This is a genomic window from Corynebacterium sp. HMSC074A01 (genome assembly GCF_001831515.1).
Taxonomy (GTDB): Bacteria; Actinomycetota; Actinomycetes; order Mycobacteriales; family Mycobacteriaceae; genus Corynebacterium.
Genome location: NZ_KV825601.1, coordinates 74,462 through 90,753 on the forward strand (window position 1 = coordinate 74,462; position 16,292 = coordinate 90,753).

The following is a 16,292-nucleotide window of genomic DNA, read 5'->3' on the forward strand; positions in this document are numbered from 1 at the left end:
AGCAATATCCAGGAGTCTTCCCGTGCACCAACGTAAACGCTTGAACAGGGCGTCCACCCGGACCGCGCCCTGGCGTACCGCAATCCTGGCCGCACTTCTGACCGTGGCGATGGTCGTCACGGCCGCTTTCAGCGGCGACAACATCCTGCGAGTGCAATCCGTCGGCGGCCCGGATAAAGAGGTGTACACGGATACCGCCTCATTCGCGTCCGGTAACGACACCACCGTCGACGACGCCGCCGTCAAGACCCAGGGCGGCGAAAAAGAAGTCCGCCGCGTGGTCAAGGAGTTCTCGCGCGACCGCGAGTTCACCATGTTTGGCCTGACCTGGAAGGGCGACCGCGACGTGGTCGCCTACGTGCGCGCGCAAAAGGCGGACGGCTCCTGGTCCGAGTGGTACGAGATGGACCACGCCGACAACACTGGTAGCGACACCTTCGGCACCGAGCCGATCTTTGTCGAGCCCACCAAGCGCATCCAGGTCTCCACTGGCAACGTCGACCTGCTCGACGGCGGGCGCACCGACTCCAACGCGCCGACCACCGCTAAGGACATCGAAGCCGTCTTCCTCGACGGCGGCACCGGCACCTCTGGCGGTATCGCCCCGGCTGCGGATTCGTACACCCGCGGCATGCCCAAGGTGGTCTCCCGCGCGCAGTGGGGCGCAGGGGCCTCATCCAACCCCACGTACACCGAGCCGGTCACCGCGGCGACGGTCCACCACACCGCGGGTTCCAACAACTACACCGAGGCGCAGGCCCCCGGCATCGTGCGCGGCATCTGGACGTACCACGCACGGAACCTGGGTTGGGGCGACATCGGCTACAACGCGCTGGTGGATAAGTACGGCAACATCTACGAGGGCCGCGCAGGCGGCCTGGATCGCGCCGTACAGGGGGCCCACGTCGGCGGGTTCAACACGAATACCTGGGGTGTGTCCATGCTGGGCAACTATGAAACCGCCACCCCCACCACCGCGAGCGTCAACGCGATGGGCGAGATCATCGGCTGGAAGGCGGCCGTGGCAGGCTTCGACCCGATGGGCTCGAACTACCACTACGCCGACTTCAACTTCCGCGGCTCCCGCTACTCGGCAGGCCAGGGCGCGATGTTCCCCAACATCAACGCGCACCGCGACTTCCACTACAACGCCTGCCCGGGCCAGAACCTCTACAACCGGATGGGCGACATCCGCCGCGTGGCCAACAACAAGTACAAAAGCCTCGGTGGTTCCCGCGGCCCCAGCGGAATCGTCGACTCCCTCCTGGGCGGCGGCAACGCCGGAACTGACCCGAACAACCCAGACGTAGAAGCCACCGACACCACCGTCGGCGACCTCTCCTCCGCGCTCGGCTCCAGCGAGAGCAATACGCAGACCGAGACCGTCGTCAACGAGGACGGCACCACCACGACCGTGGTCCGCCCGGCAGAGGGCACGCAGACCAGCGGGCTTTCCCTGTCCGGGCTCGCGTCCGGCGACGCCGTGGCGATCGCGGCTGCGGCCGGTACCCTACTCGGCCTGGTCATCCTGTACGCCAACTCCCGCGGCATGCTGCCCGGCGGCGCGAAGTCCGTCGCAGGTATGGAGCTCATGCCCGGCCTGACGGTGCAGCAGGTCACCCCGTACATCGGCCCGGCGCTGCAGACGCTTGGCAAGCAGGACCTGGCCAATGTCTGGTACCAGTTCGAGCCGACGCTTGGCGCGCTCGTCGCCGGTGTTGGCGGCCCACAGGTCGGCGGCCGCACCTATGCCTTCTACAAGGGCGGCGTGGGTATCCAGGACCGCCAAGGCCAGATCTTCACGCTGGCAGGCAAGATCGCGGACGCCTGGCTGCAGCAGGGCATGGATGCCGGCCCGCTCGGTATGCCGACGTCGCGCGAGCGCACGCTTGGCGACGGCACCGTGGCCGTCACCTTCCAGGGCGGTTCCATCACCTACAACCCGGTGCACAACGCGGTCAACATCACGACCAACTAGGCACCAATCAGGCACCAATCAGGCCAGGTCGTAGGAGCGGCGCACCGCGTCCTCCCACCGCGCCACAAGCCGGTCCCTTTCGGGGCCGGCCCACGTGTTTTTCCAGGTGGTGGTCTCGCCGAGGGACAGCGGGGCGTCGATAAGCTTGGCCCCAATGCCCGCCGCTGAGGCAGCCCCCATCACGGTGGTTTCCGTGTTGGCGGGGCGCTCGACGTCGATGCCGAGGATGTCGGCCTGCAGCTGCATGAGCAGGTCGTTCGTGGTCATCCCGCCGTCGACGCGCAGCGCGGTTGGCTCGCCGCCCATCGCGCACACGACTTCGCGGGCCTGCAGGCAGGTGGCCTCGAGCGCGGCGCGGGCGATGTGGCGGCGGTCCACGAAGCGGGTCAGGCCGGTGATCACCCCGCGCGCGTCCGGGCGCCAGCGCGGGGCGAAGAGGCCGGAAAAGGCCGGGACGATCACCACTCCGCCCGAGGTCTCCACCTGCGCGGCGAGCGTCTCGGACTCGGCCGCGGTGCGCAGCAGGCCAAGCTGGTCGCGCAGCCACTGGATGAGCGAGCCGCCGACGGCGACCGAGCCCTCCTGCGCGTACACGGGGGCCTGACCCTCGATCTGGTAGGCCACTGTGGTGAGCAGTCCGCGCTCGCTGATCTGCGGCGTTTCACCCGTGTTGAGCAGCATGAACAGGCCGGTGCCGTAGGTCATTTTCGCCTGGTTCTCCGCCAGACACCCCTGCCCGAACAGGGCCGCCTGCTGGTCGCCCAACACGCCGGTGATCGGCACGCCCGCGAGCGGGCCCCGGCGGCGCACGGTGCCAAAGTGGCTGACCGAGGGCCGGATCTCCGGCAGGATTTCCGGCGGTACGCCAATCTCGCGGCACAGCTCCGGGTCCCACTCGAGGGTGCGCAGATCCATGAGCAGGGTGCGCGAGGCATTCGTGACGTCGGTGACGTGCACCGCGTTCTCCGGTTCGCGGGCACCGCCGGTGAGGTTCCAGATCAGCCAGGTATCAATCGTCCCGGCGAGCAACTCGCCCGCCTCGGCGCGCTCTCGCGCCCCTTCGACGTTGTCCAGGATCCACGCCCACTTCGGCCCTGCCGGGTATGAGTTGTACAAAAGGCCCGTGCGCGCCAAGTACACGTCCTGTGTCGTGCCCGCGTCTGGTTTCGGGTTGGTGCGCGTGTCCTGCCACACGATCGCGCGGTGGATCGGGACGCCTGTGGCCTTGTCCCAAATCACGGCCGTCTCGCGCTGGTTAGTCAGGCCGAGGGCTGCGATGTCTTCTTCCGCGATGTCGGCCTCGGCCATCGCCTCGCTCAGTGCGCGGCGGGTGTTGCGCCAGATCTCCAGCGCATCGTGCTCCACCCACCCCTCGCGCGGCAGGTGCTGGGTGTGCTCGAACTGTGCCTGGGCGACGACGTTGCCGCGCGTATCCGTAAACACCACGCGGGTAGAAGTTGTGCCCTGGTCAATGGCCGCGATGAGAGACATGCCGCCAATTGTATGGGGCCGCTTGCGCTTAGAACCAGTGCTCCAGCACCTGTGCCACCCCGTCCTCCTCGTTGGAGGCGGTGACATAGTCCGCAGCGTCCAACAGTGCGGGCGCGGAATTCGCCATGGCCACGCCCATCCCGGCCCAGGCGAGCATCTCTAGGTCGTTGGGCATATCCCCGAAAGCGATGACTTGGGAGGGCTCGATGCCGTATTCGGCCGCGAGCACCGACGCCCCGCTCGCCTTGTTGATGCCGGGGTGCGACAACTCAATGAGACCCTCGTCCATGGAGTAGGTCAGGTGCGCGTCCTCCGGCTCGATCACCTGGGCGAGCAGGTCGAACATTTCCGCAGACTGCAGCTGCGGTGCGCGGACCAGCAGTTTGGCGGCGGGCTGCGAGGTGATCTCGGCGACAGTGCCGACGCCAAAGGCGGTGTCCCAGGCGTCTCGGTTGTACTCGGGTGTGGTGAGGAAGCACTCCTCCTCCGGGTCGAGCGCGCTCTGCCCCACGCGCTCCACCCCATAGCCGTGTTGGATGTTCAAGGGGCGCAGCGCCTCGTCGATTGCCTCGACGACGCGGCCCATAGTCTCCGGCGCCAGCTCAAAGGAGCGCAGCACCGTGTCCTCTACGGGGTCGTAGACCACCGCGCCGTTCGCGCAGACGCACGTGGGAGCGATGGGCAGCTGGTCAAGCACCGGGAGCAGCCAGCGGTGGGGACGCCCAGTGGCCAGGGCGAACTTTGCTCCCGAGCGCACCGCGCGAACCACCACGTCGCGCAGCCTTGGGGTCACCCGGCCTGCCGGGTTGATGAAGGTGCCGTCGATGTCGCTAATGATGAGCTGGGGAGCATGCATGGTCTCTCACGTGCCTTTCTTGGCCTGCTTCGCGGCCTTCTTTGCTTTGCGCTGCGCGCGTTCGCGCTCGTAGATCTCGGCCGCTTCCTCCAGCGTCGGGGCACCGCCGCCTAAAGAGGCTGGCACCCACTTATCACCGGGGGCGAAGGGCCCGAATTCCTGCTCGTATTCGGTGCGGGACTGCTCGAGCATGTGCTGCATCGTCTGCTTCAGGCGGCGGGTGTCCTCCTCCGCGTTGCCGCTGAGCGCAACCGGGGCGCCGTAGCGCACGATCACCGGCACGCCGCGCAGCTGCTTGGGCAGGTCCTTGGTCCAGATTCGGTGCGAACCCCAAATCACGCAAGGAATCAGCGGGGCGTCGGCCTGCGCAGCGATGCGCGCCGCGCCCGTCTTGAAGTCTGCGAGCTCAAAGGAGCGCGAGATGGTGCCTTCCGGGAAGATGCCAACGAGGTACCCATCGCGCACGTTGCGCACCGCGGCGTCCACCGCCGAGGCACCGTTTTCCCGATCCACCGGCACGTGCTTCATCGCGCGCAGGATGCTCCCGAGCACGGGCTTTTCAAACACGCTCTGCTTAGCCATAAAGCGCACGAGGCGCTCGCCGTGGACCAGGGGCCCGGTGCCGGTAAGCATGAAGTCGTAGTAGCCGGTGTGGTTGCCGGCGATGATCGCCCCGCCGCGGGCGGGTATATGCTCCGCCCCCTCGATGCGCACGCTGATGCGCTGCAGCCGCAGCAGCCACTTAAACAGGTGCACTGTAAAGGGGTAGAGCCGCTCCTTTGACTCCTCCGGGTGCGCGGCAGGCTGCGTATAGGCCGCTGGTACCAGCAGGCCGTGCAGCTTCTTCATGGCGCGGGAGGTCATGCTCATCTACGCCCCGAGGACTTCCTTGCCTACCCACGGCTGCAGCGCTGCGGGCACACGGACGGAGCCGTCCGCCTGCTGGTTATTTTCCAGGATGGCCACGAGCCAGCGAGTGGTGGCCAAGGTGCCGTTGAGGGTGGCCGCGGTCTGGGTCTTGCCGTTCTCATCGCGGTAGCGGATGTTCAGGCGGCGCGCCTGGAAGGTCGTGCAGTTCGAGGTAGAAGTCAGCTCACGGTAGGTGTCCTGCGAGGGCACCCAGGCCTCAGTATCGAACTTGCGGGCTGCCGACGAGCCCAGGTCGCCCGCGGCAACGTCGATGATGCGGTAGGGCACCTCCACGGCGGCCAACATCTCGCGCTCCAGACCGAGCAGTTTCTGGTGCATCTCCTCGGCGTCTTCCGGCTTGCAGTAGGCAAACATCTCGAGCTTGTCGAACTGGTGGACGCGCAGAATACCCCTGGTGTCCTTGCCGTAGGAGCCAGCCTCGCGGCGGAAGCAGGAGGACCAACCTGCGTAGAGCAGCGGGCCGTCGGAAAGGTCGATGATCTCGTCCTGGTGCAGGCCCGCGAGCGCGACCTCGGAGGTGCCGACCAGGTACATGTCGTCGCGCTCGAGATAGTAGATCTCCTCGTCGTGCTCGTCGAGGAAGCCGGTACCCTGCATGATCTCGGGGCGGACCAGCACCGGCGGGACCATGAGCTTAAACCCGGCCTCGCGCGCCTTCTGCGCGGCCAGCATCAGCATGCCCAGCTGCATCCAGGCACCGTCACCAGCGAGGTAGTAGAAACGCGCGCCGCCGATCTTGGTGCCGCGCTTCATGTCAATGATGCCCAGAGACTCACCAAGATCCAGGTGGTCTTTGACCTCAAAGTCAAACTCCGGCACCTCGCCGACGTGCTCGAGGACCACGAAGTCCTCCTCGCCACCGGCCGGTGCGCCCTGGGTGGGGTTGGGGATCTTGTACTGCAGCTCGTTGACCTTCGCCTCCGCTTCAGCCTGTGCGGCCTCCGCCTCCTTCACACGCGCCTTAAGCTCGTTGGAGCCCTCCAGCAGCGCGGGGCGCTCCTCCGGGGAAGCCTGGCCGATCTTCTTGCCAAAGGCCTTCTGCTCGCCGCGCAGCTCATCGGCAGCCTGGATGGCGCTGCGGCGCTTTTCATCAGCGGCAATGAGCTGGTCTACCAGGGCCGGGTCCTCGCCGCGGGCGGTTTGGGACTGGCGGACAACGTCAGGGTTTTCGCGCAGAAACTTCAGATCAATCACAAATGCATACTCTACCTTGTCCCTCACAGCCGCGGCCGCGTCTGCACAAAAGCGGTGGACTGGTCATAACCAGCGGAGTAGGGTGGAAGTATGATTACCGACGGCCCGACCCCAAAGCACGCCCAGTTGCGGGCGCTTTTGGAGCGCCGCTGCGCCGAAGAACTCAGCCCCGGTGATCTACTGCCCGGGGAACGCACCCTGGAAGAGGAATACGGGGTCTCGCGGATTACGGTGCGCCGCGCCATCGGGGATCTGGTCGCCGCGGGCAAGCTGCGTCGGGTGCGCGGCAAGGGCACGTTCGTCGCCCCCGCTCCCCTGGTCAGCCGCCTGCACCTGGCGAGCTTTTCGCAGGAGATGGCCCAGCAGCGGGTGAAGGCGGCGTCGGAAATCTTGCGGGCCACCACCGCCTTAGCCCCCGCGCAGGTCGCGGCCTTCTTCGGCACGAGCCCGGAGACCCCGCACATCCAGCTGCGCCGCCTGCGATTGGGCGACGGCGAACCCTATGCCGTCGATAACGCCTGGTACAACGCGCAGCTGGTACCCGATCTGCTGGAGCAGGACGTCAGGCAGTCTGTCTACACGCTGCTCGAGGAGCACTACCGGTTGCCCATCACGGAGGCCGAGCAGACCGTCACCGCCGCCAGCGCCACCGAGGCCACCGCCCCGCTTCTCGACGTCGCGTGTGGCACCGCCCTGCTCCACATCGCCCGCTTCGCCCGCAGCGGTTCGCACGCGGTGGAGTTCTGCGCCTCCTTATACCGCTCGGACCGGTACTGGCTGACCACGCGCGTTGGACGCGAGTCCGCGTGACGGGAATAGTATAGGGGCATGGCTTCCAATTCCAGCGCCGTGCGCGCGTTCTTCGTCGCCCTGCTTGCCGGGACGGTCGGCATGGGTTCGTACGCCATGACCACGGGCACCGATGCTGGCGGCAACGGCACCGAAGGCGGCCAGCAGGCGCAGCACGGCGATGCAGCTCCCGCCCCATTTACCACTGCCGACCAGGGTTCCTGCCTGACCTGGACCGTAGGCGAAGGCGGGGCGATCAGCGGATTTGAGCAGACCGACTGCGCGGGCGAGCACCGCTTCGAGGTGGCCTCGCGCCAGGACCTGGCGGTCTACCCCACCTCCGAGTTCGGCGAGAACGCGCCGATGCCCAACCCGACGCGCCAAGCGCAACTGCGCGAGGAGCTGTGCGGTGCCTCCACCGTCCGCTACTTAGAGGGCCGCTACGACCCGCACGGGCGTTACTCGATTGCCCCGATCCTGCCACCGGCGAGCGCGTGGGAGGCCGGGGATCGCACAATGCTGTGCGGGCTGCAGGAAACCGACCGTACCGGCGAGCCGATCCTGACCACCGGCCGCGTGGCCGAGCAGGACCAGGCCCGCACCTTCGAGCCGGGCGAGTGCGTGGCTATCGACGGGGCAAATAGTCTGTCCGTCGTGGACTGCGCCGCCGCTCACCAGATGGAGATCACCAGCAAGGTCGATTTGGCCCCTGTCTTCCCGGAAGGCACGCCTTCGGTGGAGGACCAGGACAAGCACCTGGGCGATGTGTGTACGAAGGCCGCCCACGACTACCTGGGCAGCGAGGAGAACCTGTACCAGATTTCGCTGCAGCCCTTCTGGACCACCCAGCAGCCGGCCGCGTGGGACGGTGGTTCGCACAGTGTGAACTGCGCGCTGGTCTTCTCCTCGCCGGAGGGAGGGTTCGCCGAGCTGACCGGCACCGCCACGGGCGGCAAGGAGGTCTTGCGTATCGACGGCAACCCGCCACCAGATCGCCCGAAGCGCCGCCCGCTGCGCGAGCACCAGGCTCCGCCGGCACCGGAAGCAGCGCCCCCGGCACCGCCGGCACCGGAGGAAGCCCCGCAGTAATGGTGGAGGTGACCAACGAGGAGTTCGAGGCGATGATCAACGACGCGCTCGACACCATCCCGGACTCCTTTGCCCAGCACATGACCAACATGGTCATCTTGGCCCGCGACTACAACGAGGACCAGCCCGGCCTGCTCGGCCTGTTCGAGGGCGTGCCGCTGCCGGAGCAGCACTCCAACCACACCGGCTTCCTCCCTGATGCGGTGTTCATCTACAAGGAACCGCTCGAAGCGATGTGCGCCACGGTGGAGGAGCTACGCCACGAGGTCAAGGTGACGGTACTGCACGAGGTGGGCCACTACTTCGGCATGGAAGAACACGAGCTGCACGAGCTCGGCTGGGGTTAGCGCGCCCGCCCGCTGCGCACGGCTTCGACCCAATCCGTGGCCGCCGCGATGCGGGCATCGCGCACCGGCGTGGGCTCCCCCACCACGCGCGGCCAGGAGCCGAGGAAGCGGATGCGCGAGGCCCGCAGGTAGACCCCGCGCAGCGCCTCGGCCACGGGCGCGTCGTCAATGTGGCCGACGATGTCGGCAAAGAAGTTGTACGTGTTCGGCTCCTCGCGCGTTGGGCGCGACTCAATACGCGACAGGTCCACGCCGCGGTAGGCGAACTCCTGCAGGATGCCGACCAGGCTGCCGGGCTCGTTGACGGTCTGGAAGACGATGGAGGTGCGGTCGTTGCCCGTGCGCTGCGGTGGGGTGTCCACAGGCCCGGCGAGCACGAAGCGGGTGCGCGCCGCCTCCAGGTCCGCCACGTTGCGGGCATGCACCTCGAGCCCGAAGAGCTCCGCGGCGCGCTCAGGGGCAGCTGCGACATCGGCACCGCCCTCGGCCACGAGCGCAGCTGCGGCCGCGTTTGACGTCGCCGCCTGGAAGCTCGCCTGCGGGGCGTGCTCGCCCATCCACCGCTTCACCTGCTGGTAGGCGACGGGGTGGGTGGCAAACCGGTGGGCGTCGGCAAGCGAGGCTCCTGGGCGCGTCATGATTGCGAAGGCGATCTCGAGCTCGGTCTCTGCGAAGATCTGGACGCCCGGGGTGGCCAGCAGCGCGTCCGAGGTGGTGGTCACCGCCCCGTCGACGGAGTTCTCAATCGCCATCACGGCGCGCTCGGCGCGGCCTTCCGCGACCGCGGCGAGTGCCTCGGCGGGCGAGTCCACGGGCACGAGCTCCGCTTCGGGCAATTTGAAGGCGTGCACCGCCTGCTCGGTGAAGGTGCCGGCCGGTCCCAGATACGCGATTCGGGTCATGGGCTTAAAGTTATCGCATGCGCCGCCGACTCATCATCGAAATTATTCTCGTGCTCGCCGTCACCTTCGGTTCCAGTGGGCTTCGCTCGTGCCTCAAGCTTATCGACGCCTACCTCACCGCCCCCTTAAACGAGCAGTCCACCACCCTGGTGCAGCCCTCTTCCTCCGTCAGCTGGCTAGACCTGGCGCTGCAGCTCACCTCTGCCGGCACGCTGGTGGCGTGGGGCGCGCTCGCCTGGTTTCTGCTGGGAAGCCGCTGGTGCTGGCCGAAGTGGAGGGATCTCGCGCACGGGGCGGGGCTGGCCGCCGTGATCGGGTTGCCGGGTCTGGCGTTCTACGTGGCCGCGGTCCACCTGGGCTTGTCGAAGGTGGTGGTGCCCGCTACCGACGCGGTGCAGATCCCGACCTCGCTTATCTGGGCCTTCGCCAACGGGTTTGGCGAAGAGGTCGTGGTGGTGGCCTACCTGGTCACCCGCCTTCTGCAGCTTGGTGCCCACCCCTGGCAGGTGGTAGCGGCCTCTTCGGCGCTGCGCGGCTCTTACCACCTCTACCAGGGGATTTCCGCGGGCCTGGGCAACATCGTGATGGGCGTGGTCTTCGCCGCCTACTTCCTGTGGCGGAACAAAGGCAAAGAGTCCGCGGCCGCAGACTGGATCGCGCCCGTGTGGGCGCTGGTGCTCGCCCACTTTCTCATCGACGCTGTGGCATTTATCGGTTACCCGCTTGTCGACCTCTCCCGGCTGGGGATCTAGCGGCAGCATTCCCGGCGAACTCCCAGCGCGCGGCGCTACGAACAGGTAGGCCACATCCGCCACAGCCGTTACACTAAGTGCATGTCTTCGACGCCGCGCTCCAACGACCCCCGCGACCACGCGGGGGAATACGTGATGGGCAAGGACGGGAAGCCACTGGTCGACCGCTACGGCAGGCCGATCCGCCGCCGCCCGGTCCAGCGCCCAAGCCAGCCCCACGCCCCGGAGCGCCCGGAGCGCACCCACCAGGTCCCCGAGTTCACGCGCGTGGAACGGCCCCAGCCTGCGCAGCGGCCCCCGCGTCCGCGCCAGGAGTTCCCCGAGTACCAGCCGCGCCGCACACCAACGTACTCGCGGCCCGCACCCGAGCCAGTGCCGGCGCAGGTATCAAGGCGGCGTCAGCGGGGTCCGACGCCGCGGCGGCGTCGTAAAGCAAAAGCCCCTGGCTGCGCCACCATCCTGGCGATCTTGCTGGTGCTGCTCGTCGCGGGCACCCTGCTTACCGACGCCCGCCTCACCCGCACCCAAGCGCTCCCCGAACAGCGAATCGCGAACACCGCCGGCACGAACTGGCTTTTGGTCGGCTCCGACTCGCGCACGGGCCTGAGCGAGAAGGACGTGGAAAGGCTCGGCACCGGCGGGGACCTGGGCACGACCCGCACCGACACGATCATGCTGCTGCACATCCCTCTGCGCGGCGAAGCGACACTCATCTCCATCCCACGCGACTCGTACGTGCCGATCCCCGGCTACGGATACGACAAGATCAACGCCGCCTTCGCCTTCGGCGGGGCGCCACTACTCGCCCAGACGGTGGAGGAAAACACAGGGCTGCGCGTAGACCGCTACGCCGAAATCGGCATGGGCGGACTGGCGAATGTGGTCGACGCCGTCGGCGGCGTGGAGATCTGCGTGTCAGAAGCCATCGATGATCCGCTGGCCAACCTCAACGTGCAGCCGGGATGCCAGAAGATGGACGGCGCGACCAGCCTGGGCTACGTGCGCACCCGCGCCACCGCCCAGGGCGACCTGGACCGCGTGATGCGGCAGCGCGAGTTCCTCAGCGCGCTGCTGGATCGGGTCACCTCGCCGGCAGTGCTGGTCAACCCCTTCCGCCTCGTGCCGCTCATGTGGACCGCGCCGACCATGTTCGTGGTGGGCACAGGCGACCACATCTGGCACCTCGCGCGTATCCCGCTCGCCATGAGCAGCGGGCTCAACGCGGTGACGATCCCGCTCGGCGGGTTCCAGGACACCGAGGTGGGCAACGTGGTGCTCTGGGACAACGCCGCAGCTGAAGAGCTCTTCGCCTCGTTGAGGTAGAGACTCAGTCAGAAAGGAGGAGCGATGGAACCGGAACCACTCACCGGTGCCGATGTGCTTGAACTGATCTCGGAGGACACCCCTGGTTTCTGGGATGTCCTGGAGGAACCCGACGACTCTCCCCCTACAGGTAGTCGTAGTTGATCTCCGTGTCCGGGGCGAAGAAGACGCAGCCACCCTCCATCGGGCGCAGGTAGATCGTGTCGCCCTGGTCCACGGTGATGCCGCGCGGCACCTTGACCGTGATGCGGTCGCCGCGCACTGCGATCTTCTCGTCGGCTTGCTCCTGGCGGTGCCCGTACACGTAGTGCTCGGAGCCTAAGTGCTCCACGATGTCGACGGCCACCGGCATCCCGTACTCTTCGCCCGGCTGGTTCACGCCGATGATCTCCCAGTTCTCCGGGCGCACGCCCACGATGACTCGGTCGGATTGCACCTTCGCCATCTGGTCTGCGGGCATCCGGTAGTCCAGCGCGTGGTCCTTGCCGCCGACGACGCGGCCGTCGATAACCGGCACCTGCTCGATCAGCGTCATGGCGGGCGAGCCGATGAAGCTGGCCACGAAGGTATTGCCGGGGTTCTCGTAGAGCGTCTTCGGGGAATCGACCTGCTGGATGATGCCGTTGTTCAGCACGCAGACGCGATCGCCCATGGTCATCGCCTCGGTCTGGTCGTGGGTGACGTAGACGGTGGTAGCGCGCAGCTCGCGCTGCAGCTGCAGGATCTGGGCGCGGGTAGACACGCGCAGCTTCGCGTCCAGGTTGGACAGCGGCTCGTCCATAAGGAAGACCTTCGGCTGGCGCACGATCGCGCGCCCCATCGCCACGCGCTGGCGCTGGCCGCCCGACATGGCGGAGGGCTTGCGGTCGAGCAGGTCCTCGAGCTCGAGCATCTTCGCGGCGAACGCGACGCGCTCGTCGATCGTCGCCTTGTCCGTTTTCGCGTTCTGCAGGGCGAACGCCATGTTCTGGCGCGCCGTCATGTTGGGGTAGAGCGCGTAGGACTGGAACACCATGGCTACGTCGCGGTCGCGTGAGCGGGTTTCGGTCACGTCCGCGCCGTCGATAAGCACCTGCCCCTCGTCCACCGGCTCGAGGCCAGCGAGCATGCGCAGGGTGGTGGACTTGCCGCAGCCGGAGGGCCCGACGAGTACCAGGAACTCGCCGTCGGCGATCTCCAAGTTGAGGCGGCTGACCGCCGGGGGCTTTTCCGGATCATAGATCCTGGAGGCCTGGCGGAATTCAACAGTAGCCATGGTGTCCTTTCAGTCCCTTACTACAGCTTCGGCGTGATATCGCGGTCGATCACGTCCTGGGTTTCCTTCTGCAGATCCTCGAAGGCCTGCTCCACGTCCTGGCCGCCAACGGTGATGCGATCGAGCACGCCGCCGATGCGCTGGCCGCCGCCCGGTACGAAGACGCGGGCGTAATCCTGCGGCTTGGTGTTCTCGTTCAGCTGCTTGATTGCAGTCTCGGCATTCGGGTTCTCCTCCAGGAACTTCTTCTCCTCCGGATCCTCCAGAGCGTCCTTGCGCACCGGCATGTAGCCCGTGGCCTGGGAAAACTTGATGGTGTTTTCGGTGTTGGTGAGGAAGTCGATGAACTTCACGGCGTTCGCCTTGCGCTCATCGGAAATGCCGGCCGGTACCGCCAGGCCCGCGCCGCCAGTAGCTGCCGACGGGCCGGGGCCCGGCAGGTAGGTGGTGATGAACGGGATGGTCGCGGTCTCGTTCAGCCCGCCCAGGGAGCCGGTGGACTGAAGCAGCCCGGCAGCCTTGCCGGAGCCAAAGGCGACGGTCGGGTCGGTGGCGATCTCGATGTGGCCTTCCTGGACCTGCTCCTGCAGGAACTTGCCAGCCTCGATGGACTCCGGCGAGGTGAAGTTCGGCTCCCACTCATCGGAGTAGGAACCGCCGAAGGCCCAGATCATGCCCTGGAAGTACCAGTCCAGGTAGTTGGAGCCGTCCGGCACGACCACAGCGGGCTTGTCCAGCTTGTCCTTGATGGCGGTGGCCCACTCATCAAACTCCTCCCAGCTCTCCGGGCCGCGGTCGGTAGGTAGGCCGGCTGCCTCCAGGTCATCGGTGTTCCAGTACATGAGGTTGGTGGAACGGGAGTAGGGCACGCCGTAGTGCTTGTCGTTGTAGGTGTAGTCCTCACGCAGGGTGTCGACGTAGCTATCGGCGTCGATGTTGTTCATCTCCCACAGCTCGTCCAGCGGCGCGGTCGCGTCGTTGAGTGCGAAGTTGAACCAGGTCACGTCGGAGGCGATCACCACGTCCGGCAGGTCGCCGCCGGCCAGGGCGGCGTTGAAGCGCTGTGCGACCTCCTCGTAGTTGGAGCCTGCGGTAACCAGCTTCACTTTCAGGTCCGGGTTCTCCTCCTCGAACGCGGCGATGAGCTCTTCCTCCATGTCCTTAGACGAACCGGGGTGGTTGGACCAGAAGGTAATGGTGTTCGCGTCGCCGGACTCAGCGGACTCGGAGCCGCCGTTGGAGTCATTCGACGCGGTGGTGGAGCCGCCAGCGCAGGCGGCCAGGGTGATGGTGGTCAGCAGTGCGGCGCCGAGAGCGGCGAAGCGCTTGGTGTTACGAGACATGGGAATACTCCTTGAAGTGGTGTGTGAAGAGGTCGGTGGTGCGGGGTCAGGGGGTCAGCCCTTGACCGCGCCCGCGGTCAGGCCCTTAATCATCGGCTTCTGTAACAGGAGGAAGACGATGAGCATGGGTAGCGTGGTCAAAACGGTGCCGGCCATGACCGGGGCCCAGTTGGTCACACCCTCCGCATCTTGCAGGCGGGTCAGGCCGACCGGCAGCGTGGCCGCCGCGGTCGTATCCGTGATTAGGAAGGGCCAGAGGTACTGGTTCCACTCGTTGACCACGGTGATCAGTACGAACGCGGAGAGCGTGGGCCAGGACATGGGCAGCACGACACGGAAAAGTGTGGTGAAGAATCCGGCACCGTCCATCCGCGCCGCCTCCAGAATCTCCGGCGGCAGCGACTGGAAGTGGTTGCGCATGAGGAAGGCACCGAAGGCCACGCCGGCCAGCGGGATGATCACGCCCGAGTAGGTATCGCGCCAGCCCAGCGAGGCCACCAGTGAGTAGTTCGAGATAATGGTGATCTGGTTGGGCACCATCAGCGCGGCAATAACCAGGAGGAACAGCAGGTTGCGGCCGGGGAAGCGCAGGAACGCGAAGGCATAGGCCGAGAGCACCCCGAGGACGACCTCAACCACGGTGAGCACCAGGGTGATGATCAGCGAGTTCTTCAGGTAGCTGGCAAAGCCGGAGGTCTGCCACACATACGAGTAGTTCTCCGCCATGAACGGGTCGGGCCAGAAGGTGATCGGGTCCGAGTAGACGCCCTGGAAGGACTTAAAGCTGGTAATGAAGATGAAGTACAGCGGCACCATGATCAAAAGCACGGTGCACACCAGCGCGAAGTAGCCGATTGCTTTGACCACGGGGCTCGTATGGTCCACCGGCTCACCCTTGCGCTTGCGCTGGGCATCGGTGATCACCGGCTCGGCGTCCGACTGCGTACCGGGCACCGGCGGCAGGACCTTGGCGACTGCGGGGATGGATTGTTTTGCGGACATCTACTTCTCCATCCTTTCCTGCAGCTTGATCTGCGCCACAGTAACGACCAGCACCACCAGGAACATGATGGTGGCCACCGCGGCACCGTAGCCCGCACGGTTGTTAATGAACGTCTCCTGGTAGACCTGGAACACCATCGTGGAGGTGCCGTAGCCGAAGGGCCCGCCGCCGGTCATGACGTTGATGATGTCGAAGACCTGGAAGGAGTTGAGCAGCACCGTGATCAGCAGGAAGAAGGTGGTTCCGCGCAGCTGCGGCAGCACGACGCGGAAGAAGTGACGGACCGGCGGAGTCCCGTCGATCTCCGAGGCCTCATCCAAGTCGCGGCGACGCCCCTGTAGCGCGGCGAGGTAAATAACGAAGACGTAGCCGACGTTCTTCCAGATATACGTCACCGTGATCATAAACAGCGCCCAGTTCTGCTGCTGGTAGAAGTTGGGCACTTCCACCCCGATCAGCCCCAGAAAGTACTGGATAAGCCCGTAGTTAGGGTCGAAGACGAATTGGAAGGCCACACCGATCGCGGCACCGGCGATGACGTAGGGCGCAAACACCATGGAGCGCACCGCCGAGCGCCCGAACAGCTTCTGGTCCAGCAACAGCGCGAGCGCCAGGCCCAGCACCATGGAGCCCACGACCGCGAAGAACGTAAACACGAAGGTGTTAAACACCACGCGGGAGGTATCCGATGCTTGGAACCAGTCAATGTAGTTGCGCAGGCCCACGAACTGCATCGTGGGCGAGGAGATGTTCCAGTCGTAGAAGGAGATGCGGATGTTATCTACCAGCGGACGGTAGGTAAACAGGATAAGCAGCGCAAGGTTCGGCCCGATGAGCAGGGCCGCGAGCCCAACCTGGCGCCAGTCCACCTTCCGCTTCCGCGGGGTGCGCGCAAAGTCCGCGGACACCTCCGGGACTTCGGAGACCGCGGGAATGCGCGCGCCTAGCTGCTGTGAAGTTTGCATACGGGAGAGGCTAAGGGGGCTGGGTAAACCCTCGGTATACGGCAGGTAGTTTCTGAGAGAATTGCCGTTGAATTT

The 16,292-nt window shown here is 66.2% G+C and carries 15 protein-coding genes; 6 read left to right on the forward strand and 9 right to left on the reverse strand.

The window, feature by feature from the left end; genetic code table 11:
* Positions 1 to 22: 22 nt before the first annotated feature.
* Positions 23 to 1,978, forward strand: coding sequence for an N-acetylmuramoyl-L-alanine amidase (locus HMPREF2550_RS02850; RefSeq protein ID WP_070789562.1), 1,956 nt, complete (start codon positions 23 to 25; stop codon positions 1,976 to 1,978).
* Between the two features lie 18 nt (positions 1,979 to 1,996).
* On the opposite strand, the gene glpK is transcribed toward HMPREF2550_RS02850, so the two are convergent.
* The 4 genes from glpK to serS are packed head-to-tail and all read right to left on the reverse strand — an operon-like array spanning position 1,997 to position 6,449.
* On the reverse strand, positions 1,997 to 3,469 hold the full coding sequence (glpK, locus tag HMPREF2550_RS02855) for a glycerol kinase GlpK (RefSeq protein ID WP_070789564.1): 1,473 nt from the start codon (positions 3,467 to 3,469) through the stop codon (positions 1,997 to 1,999).
* A gap of 28 nt (positions 3,470 to 3,497) precedes the next feature.
* Positions 3,498 to 4,325, reverse strand: coding sequence for a Cof-type HAD-IIB family hydrolase (locus HMPREF2550_RS02860; protein WP_070762914.1), 828 nt, complete (start codon positions 4,323 to 4,325; stop codon positions 3,498 to 3,500).
* Between the two features lie 6 nt (positions 4,326 to 4,331).
* The gene (locus HMPREF2550_RS02865; RefSeq protein ID WP_246819729.1) at positions 4,332 to 5,195 is read right to left on the reverse strand and encodes a lysophospholipid acyltransferase family protein; all 864 of its coding nucleotides are present in this window, start codon (positions 5,193 to 5,195) and stop codon (positions 4,332 to 4,334) included.
* Positions 5,196 to 6,449 carry a serine--tRNA ligase gene (gene serS, locus HMPREF2550_RS02870; protein WP_070789566.1) on the reverse strand — a complete coding sequence of 418 codons (1,254 nt, stop codon included), beginning with the start codon at positions 6,447 to 6,449 and terminating at the stop codon, positions 5,196 to 5,198.
* A gap of 90 nt (positions 6,450 to 6,539) precedes the next feature.
* On the opposite strand from serS, the gene HMPREF2550_RS02875 reads away from it, so the two are divergent.
* From HMPREF2550_RS02875 to HMPREF2550_RS02885, 3 genes are read left to right on the forward strand one after another with little or no spacing between them, the layout of a single operon-like run.
* A complete protein-coding gene (locus HMPREF2550_RS02875) occupies positions 6,540 to 7,259 on the forward strand; it encodes a GntR family transcriptional regulator (RefSeq protein ID WP_070789568.1) in 720 nt (239 codons plus the stop codon).
* An 18-nt stretch (positions 7,260 to 7,277) separates the two neighbouring features.
* The gene (locus tag HMPREF2550_RS02880) at positions 7,278 to 8,327 is read left to right on the forward strand and encodes a septum formation family protein (protein ID WP_070789570.1); all 1,050 of its coding nucleotides are present in this window, start codon (positions 7,278 to 7,280) and stop codon (positions 8,325 to 8,327) included.
* Positions 8,327 to 8,674 carry a metallopeptidase family protein gene (locus HMPREF2550_RS02885; RefSeq protein WP_070789571.1) on the forward strand — a complete coding sequence of 116 codons (348 nt, stop codon included), beginning with the start codon at positions 8,327 to 8,329 and terminating at the stop codon, positions 8,672 to 8,674. The genes HMPREF2550_RS02880 and HMPREF2550_RS02885 overlap by 1 nt, the downstream gene beginning before the upstream one ends.
* Here HMPREF2550_RS02885 and pheA read toward each other — a convergent pair.
* On the reverse strand, positions 8,671 to 9,576 hold the full coding sequence (gene pheA / locus HMPREF2550_RS02890) for a prephenate dehydratase (protein ID WP_070789573.1): 906 nt from the start codon (positions 9,574 to 9,576) through the stop codon (positions 8,671 to 8,673). The two genes, HMPREF2550_RS02885 and pheA, sit on opposite strands and share 4 nt — an antisense overlap.
* Positions 9,577 to 9,593: 17 nt before the next feature.
* Here pheA and HMPREF2550_RS02895 point away from each other — a divergent pair, with 17 nt between their 5' ends.
* A complete protein-coding gene (locus HMPREF2550_RS02895) occupies positions 9,594 to 10,328 on the forward strand; it encodes a CPBP family intramembrane glutamic endopeptidase (protein ID WP_070789575.1) in 735 nt (244 codons plus the stop codon).
* 81 nt (positions 10,329 to 10,409) lie between these two features.
* The gene (locus HMPREF2550_RS02900; RefSeq protein WP_070789578.1) at positions 10,410 to 11,651 is read left to right on the forward strand and encodes an LCP family protein; all 1,242 of its coding nucleotides are present in this window, start codon (positions 10,410 to 10,412) and stop codon (positions 11,649 to 11,651) included.
* Positions 11,652 to 11,775: 124 nt separating this feature from the next.
* Here the strand turns inward: HMPREF2550_RS02900 and HMPREF2550_RS02905 are convergent, their stop codons facing one another.
* The 4 genes from HMPREF2550_RS02905 to HMPREF2550_RS02920 are packed head-to-tail and all read right to left on the reverse strand — an operon-like array spanning position 11,776 to position 16,217.
* Positions 11,776 to 12,906, reverse strand: a complete 1,131-nt coding sequence (locus HMPREF2550_RS02905) for an ABC transporter ATP-binding protein (RefSeq protein ID WP_070789580.1) — start codon at positions 12,904 to 12,906, stop codon at positions 11,776 to 11,778.
* A 20-nt stretch (positions 12,907 to 12,926) separates the two neighbouring features.
* A complete protein-coding gene (locus HMPREF2550_RS02910) occupies positions 12,927 to 14,249 on the reverse strand; it encodes an ABC transporter substrate-binding protein (protein ID WP_070789582.1) in 1,323 nt (440 codons plus the stop codon).
* Positions 14,250 to 14,303: 54 nt separating this feature from the next.
* Positions 14,304 to 15,251 (reverse strand): carbohydrate ABC transporter permease, encoded by a 948-nt coding sequence (locus HMPREF2550_RS02915; RefSeq protein WP_070789584.1) that lies wholly within the window; start codon positions 15,249 to 15,251, stop codon positions 14,304 to 14,306.
* Positions 15,252 to 16,217: a carbohydrate ABC transporter permease gene (locus tag HMPREF2550_RS02920; RefSeq protein ID WP_070762904.1), complete on the reverse strand. Its 966-nt coding sequence runs from the start codon at positions 16,215 to 16,217 to the stop codon at positions 15,252 to 15,254.
* Positions 16,218 to 16,292: the final 75 nt, after the last annotated feature.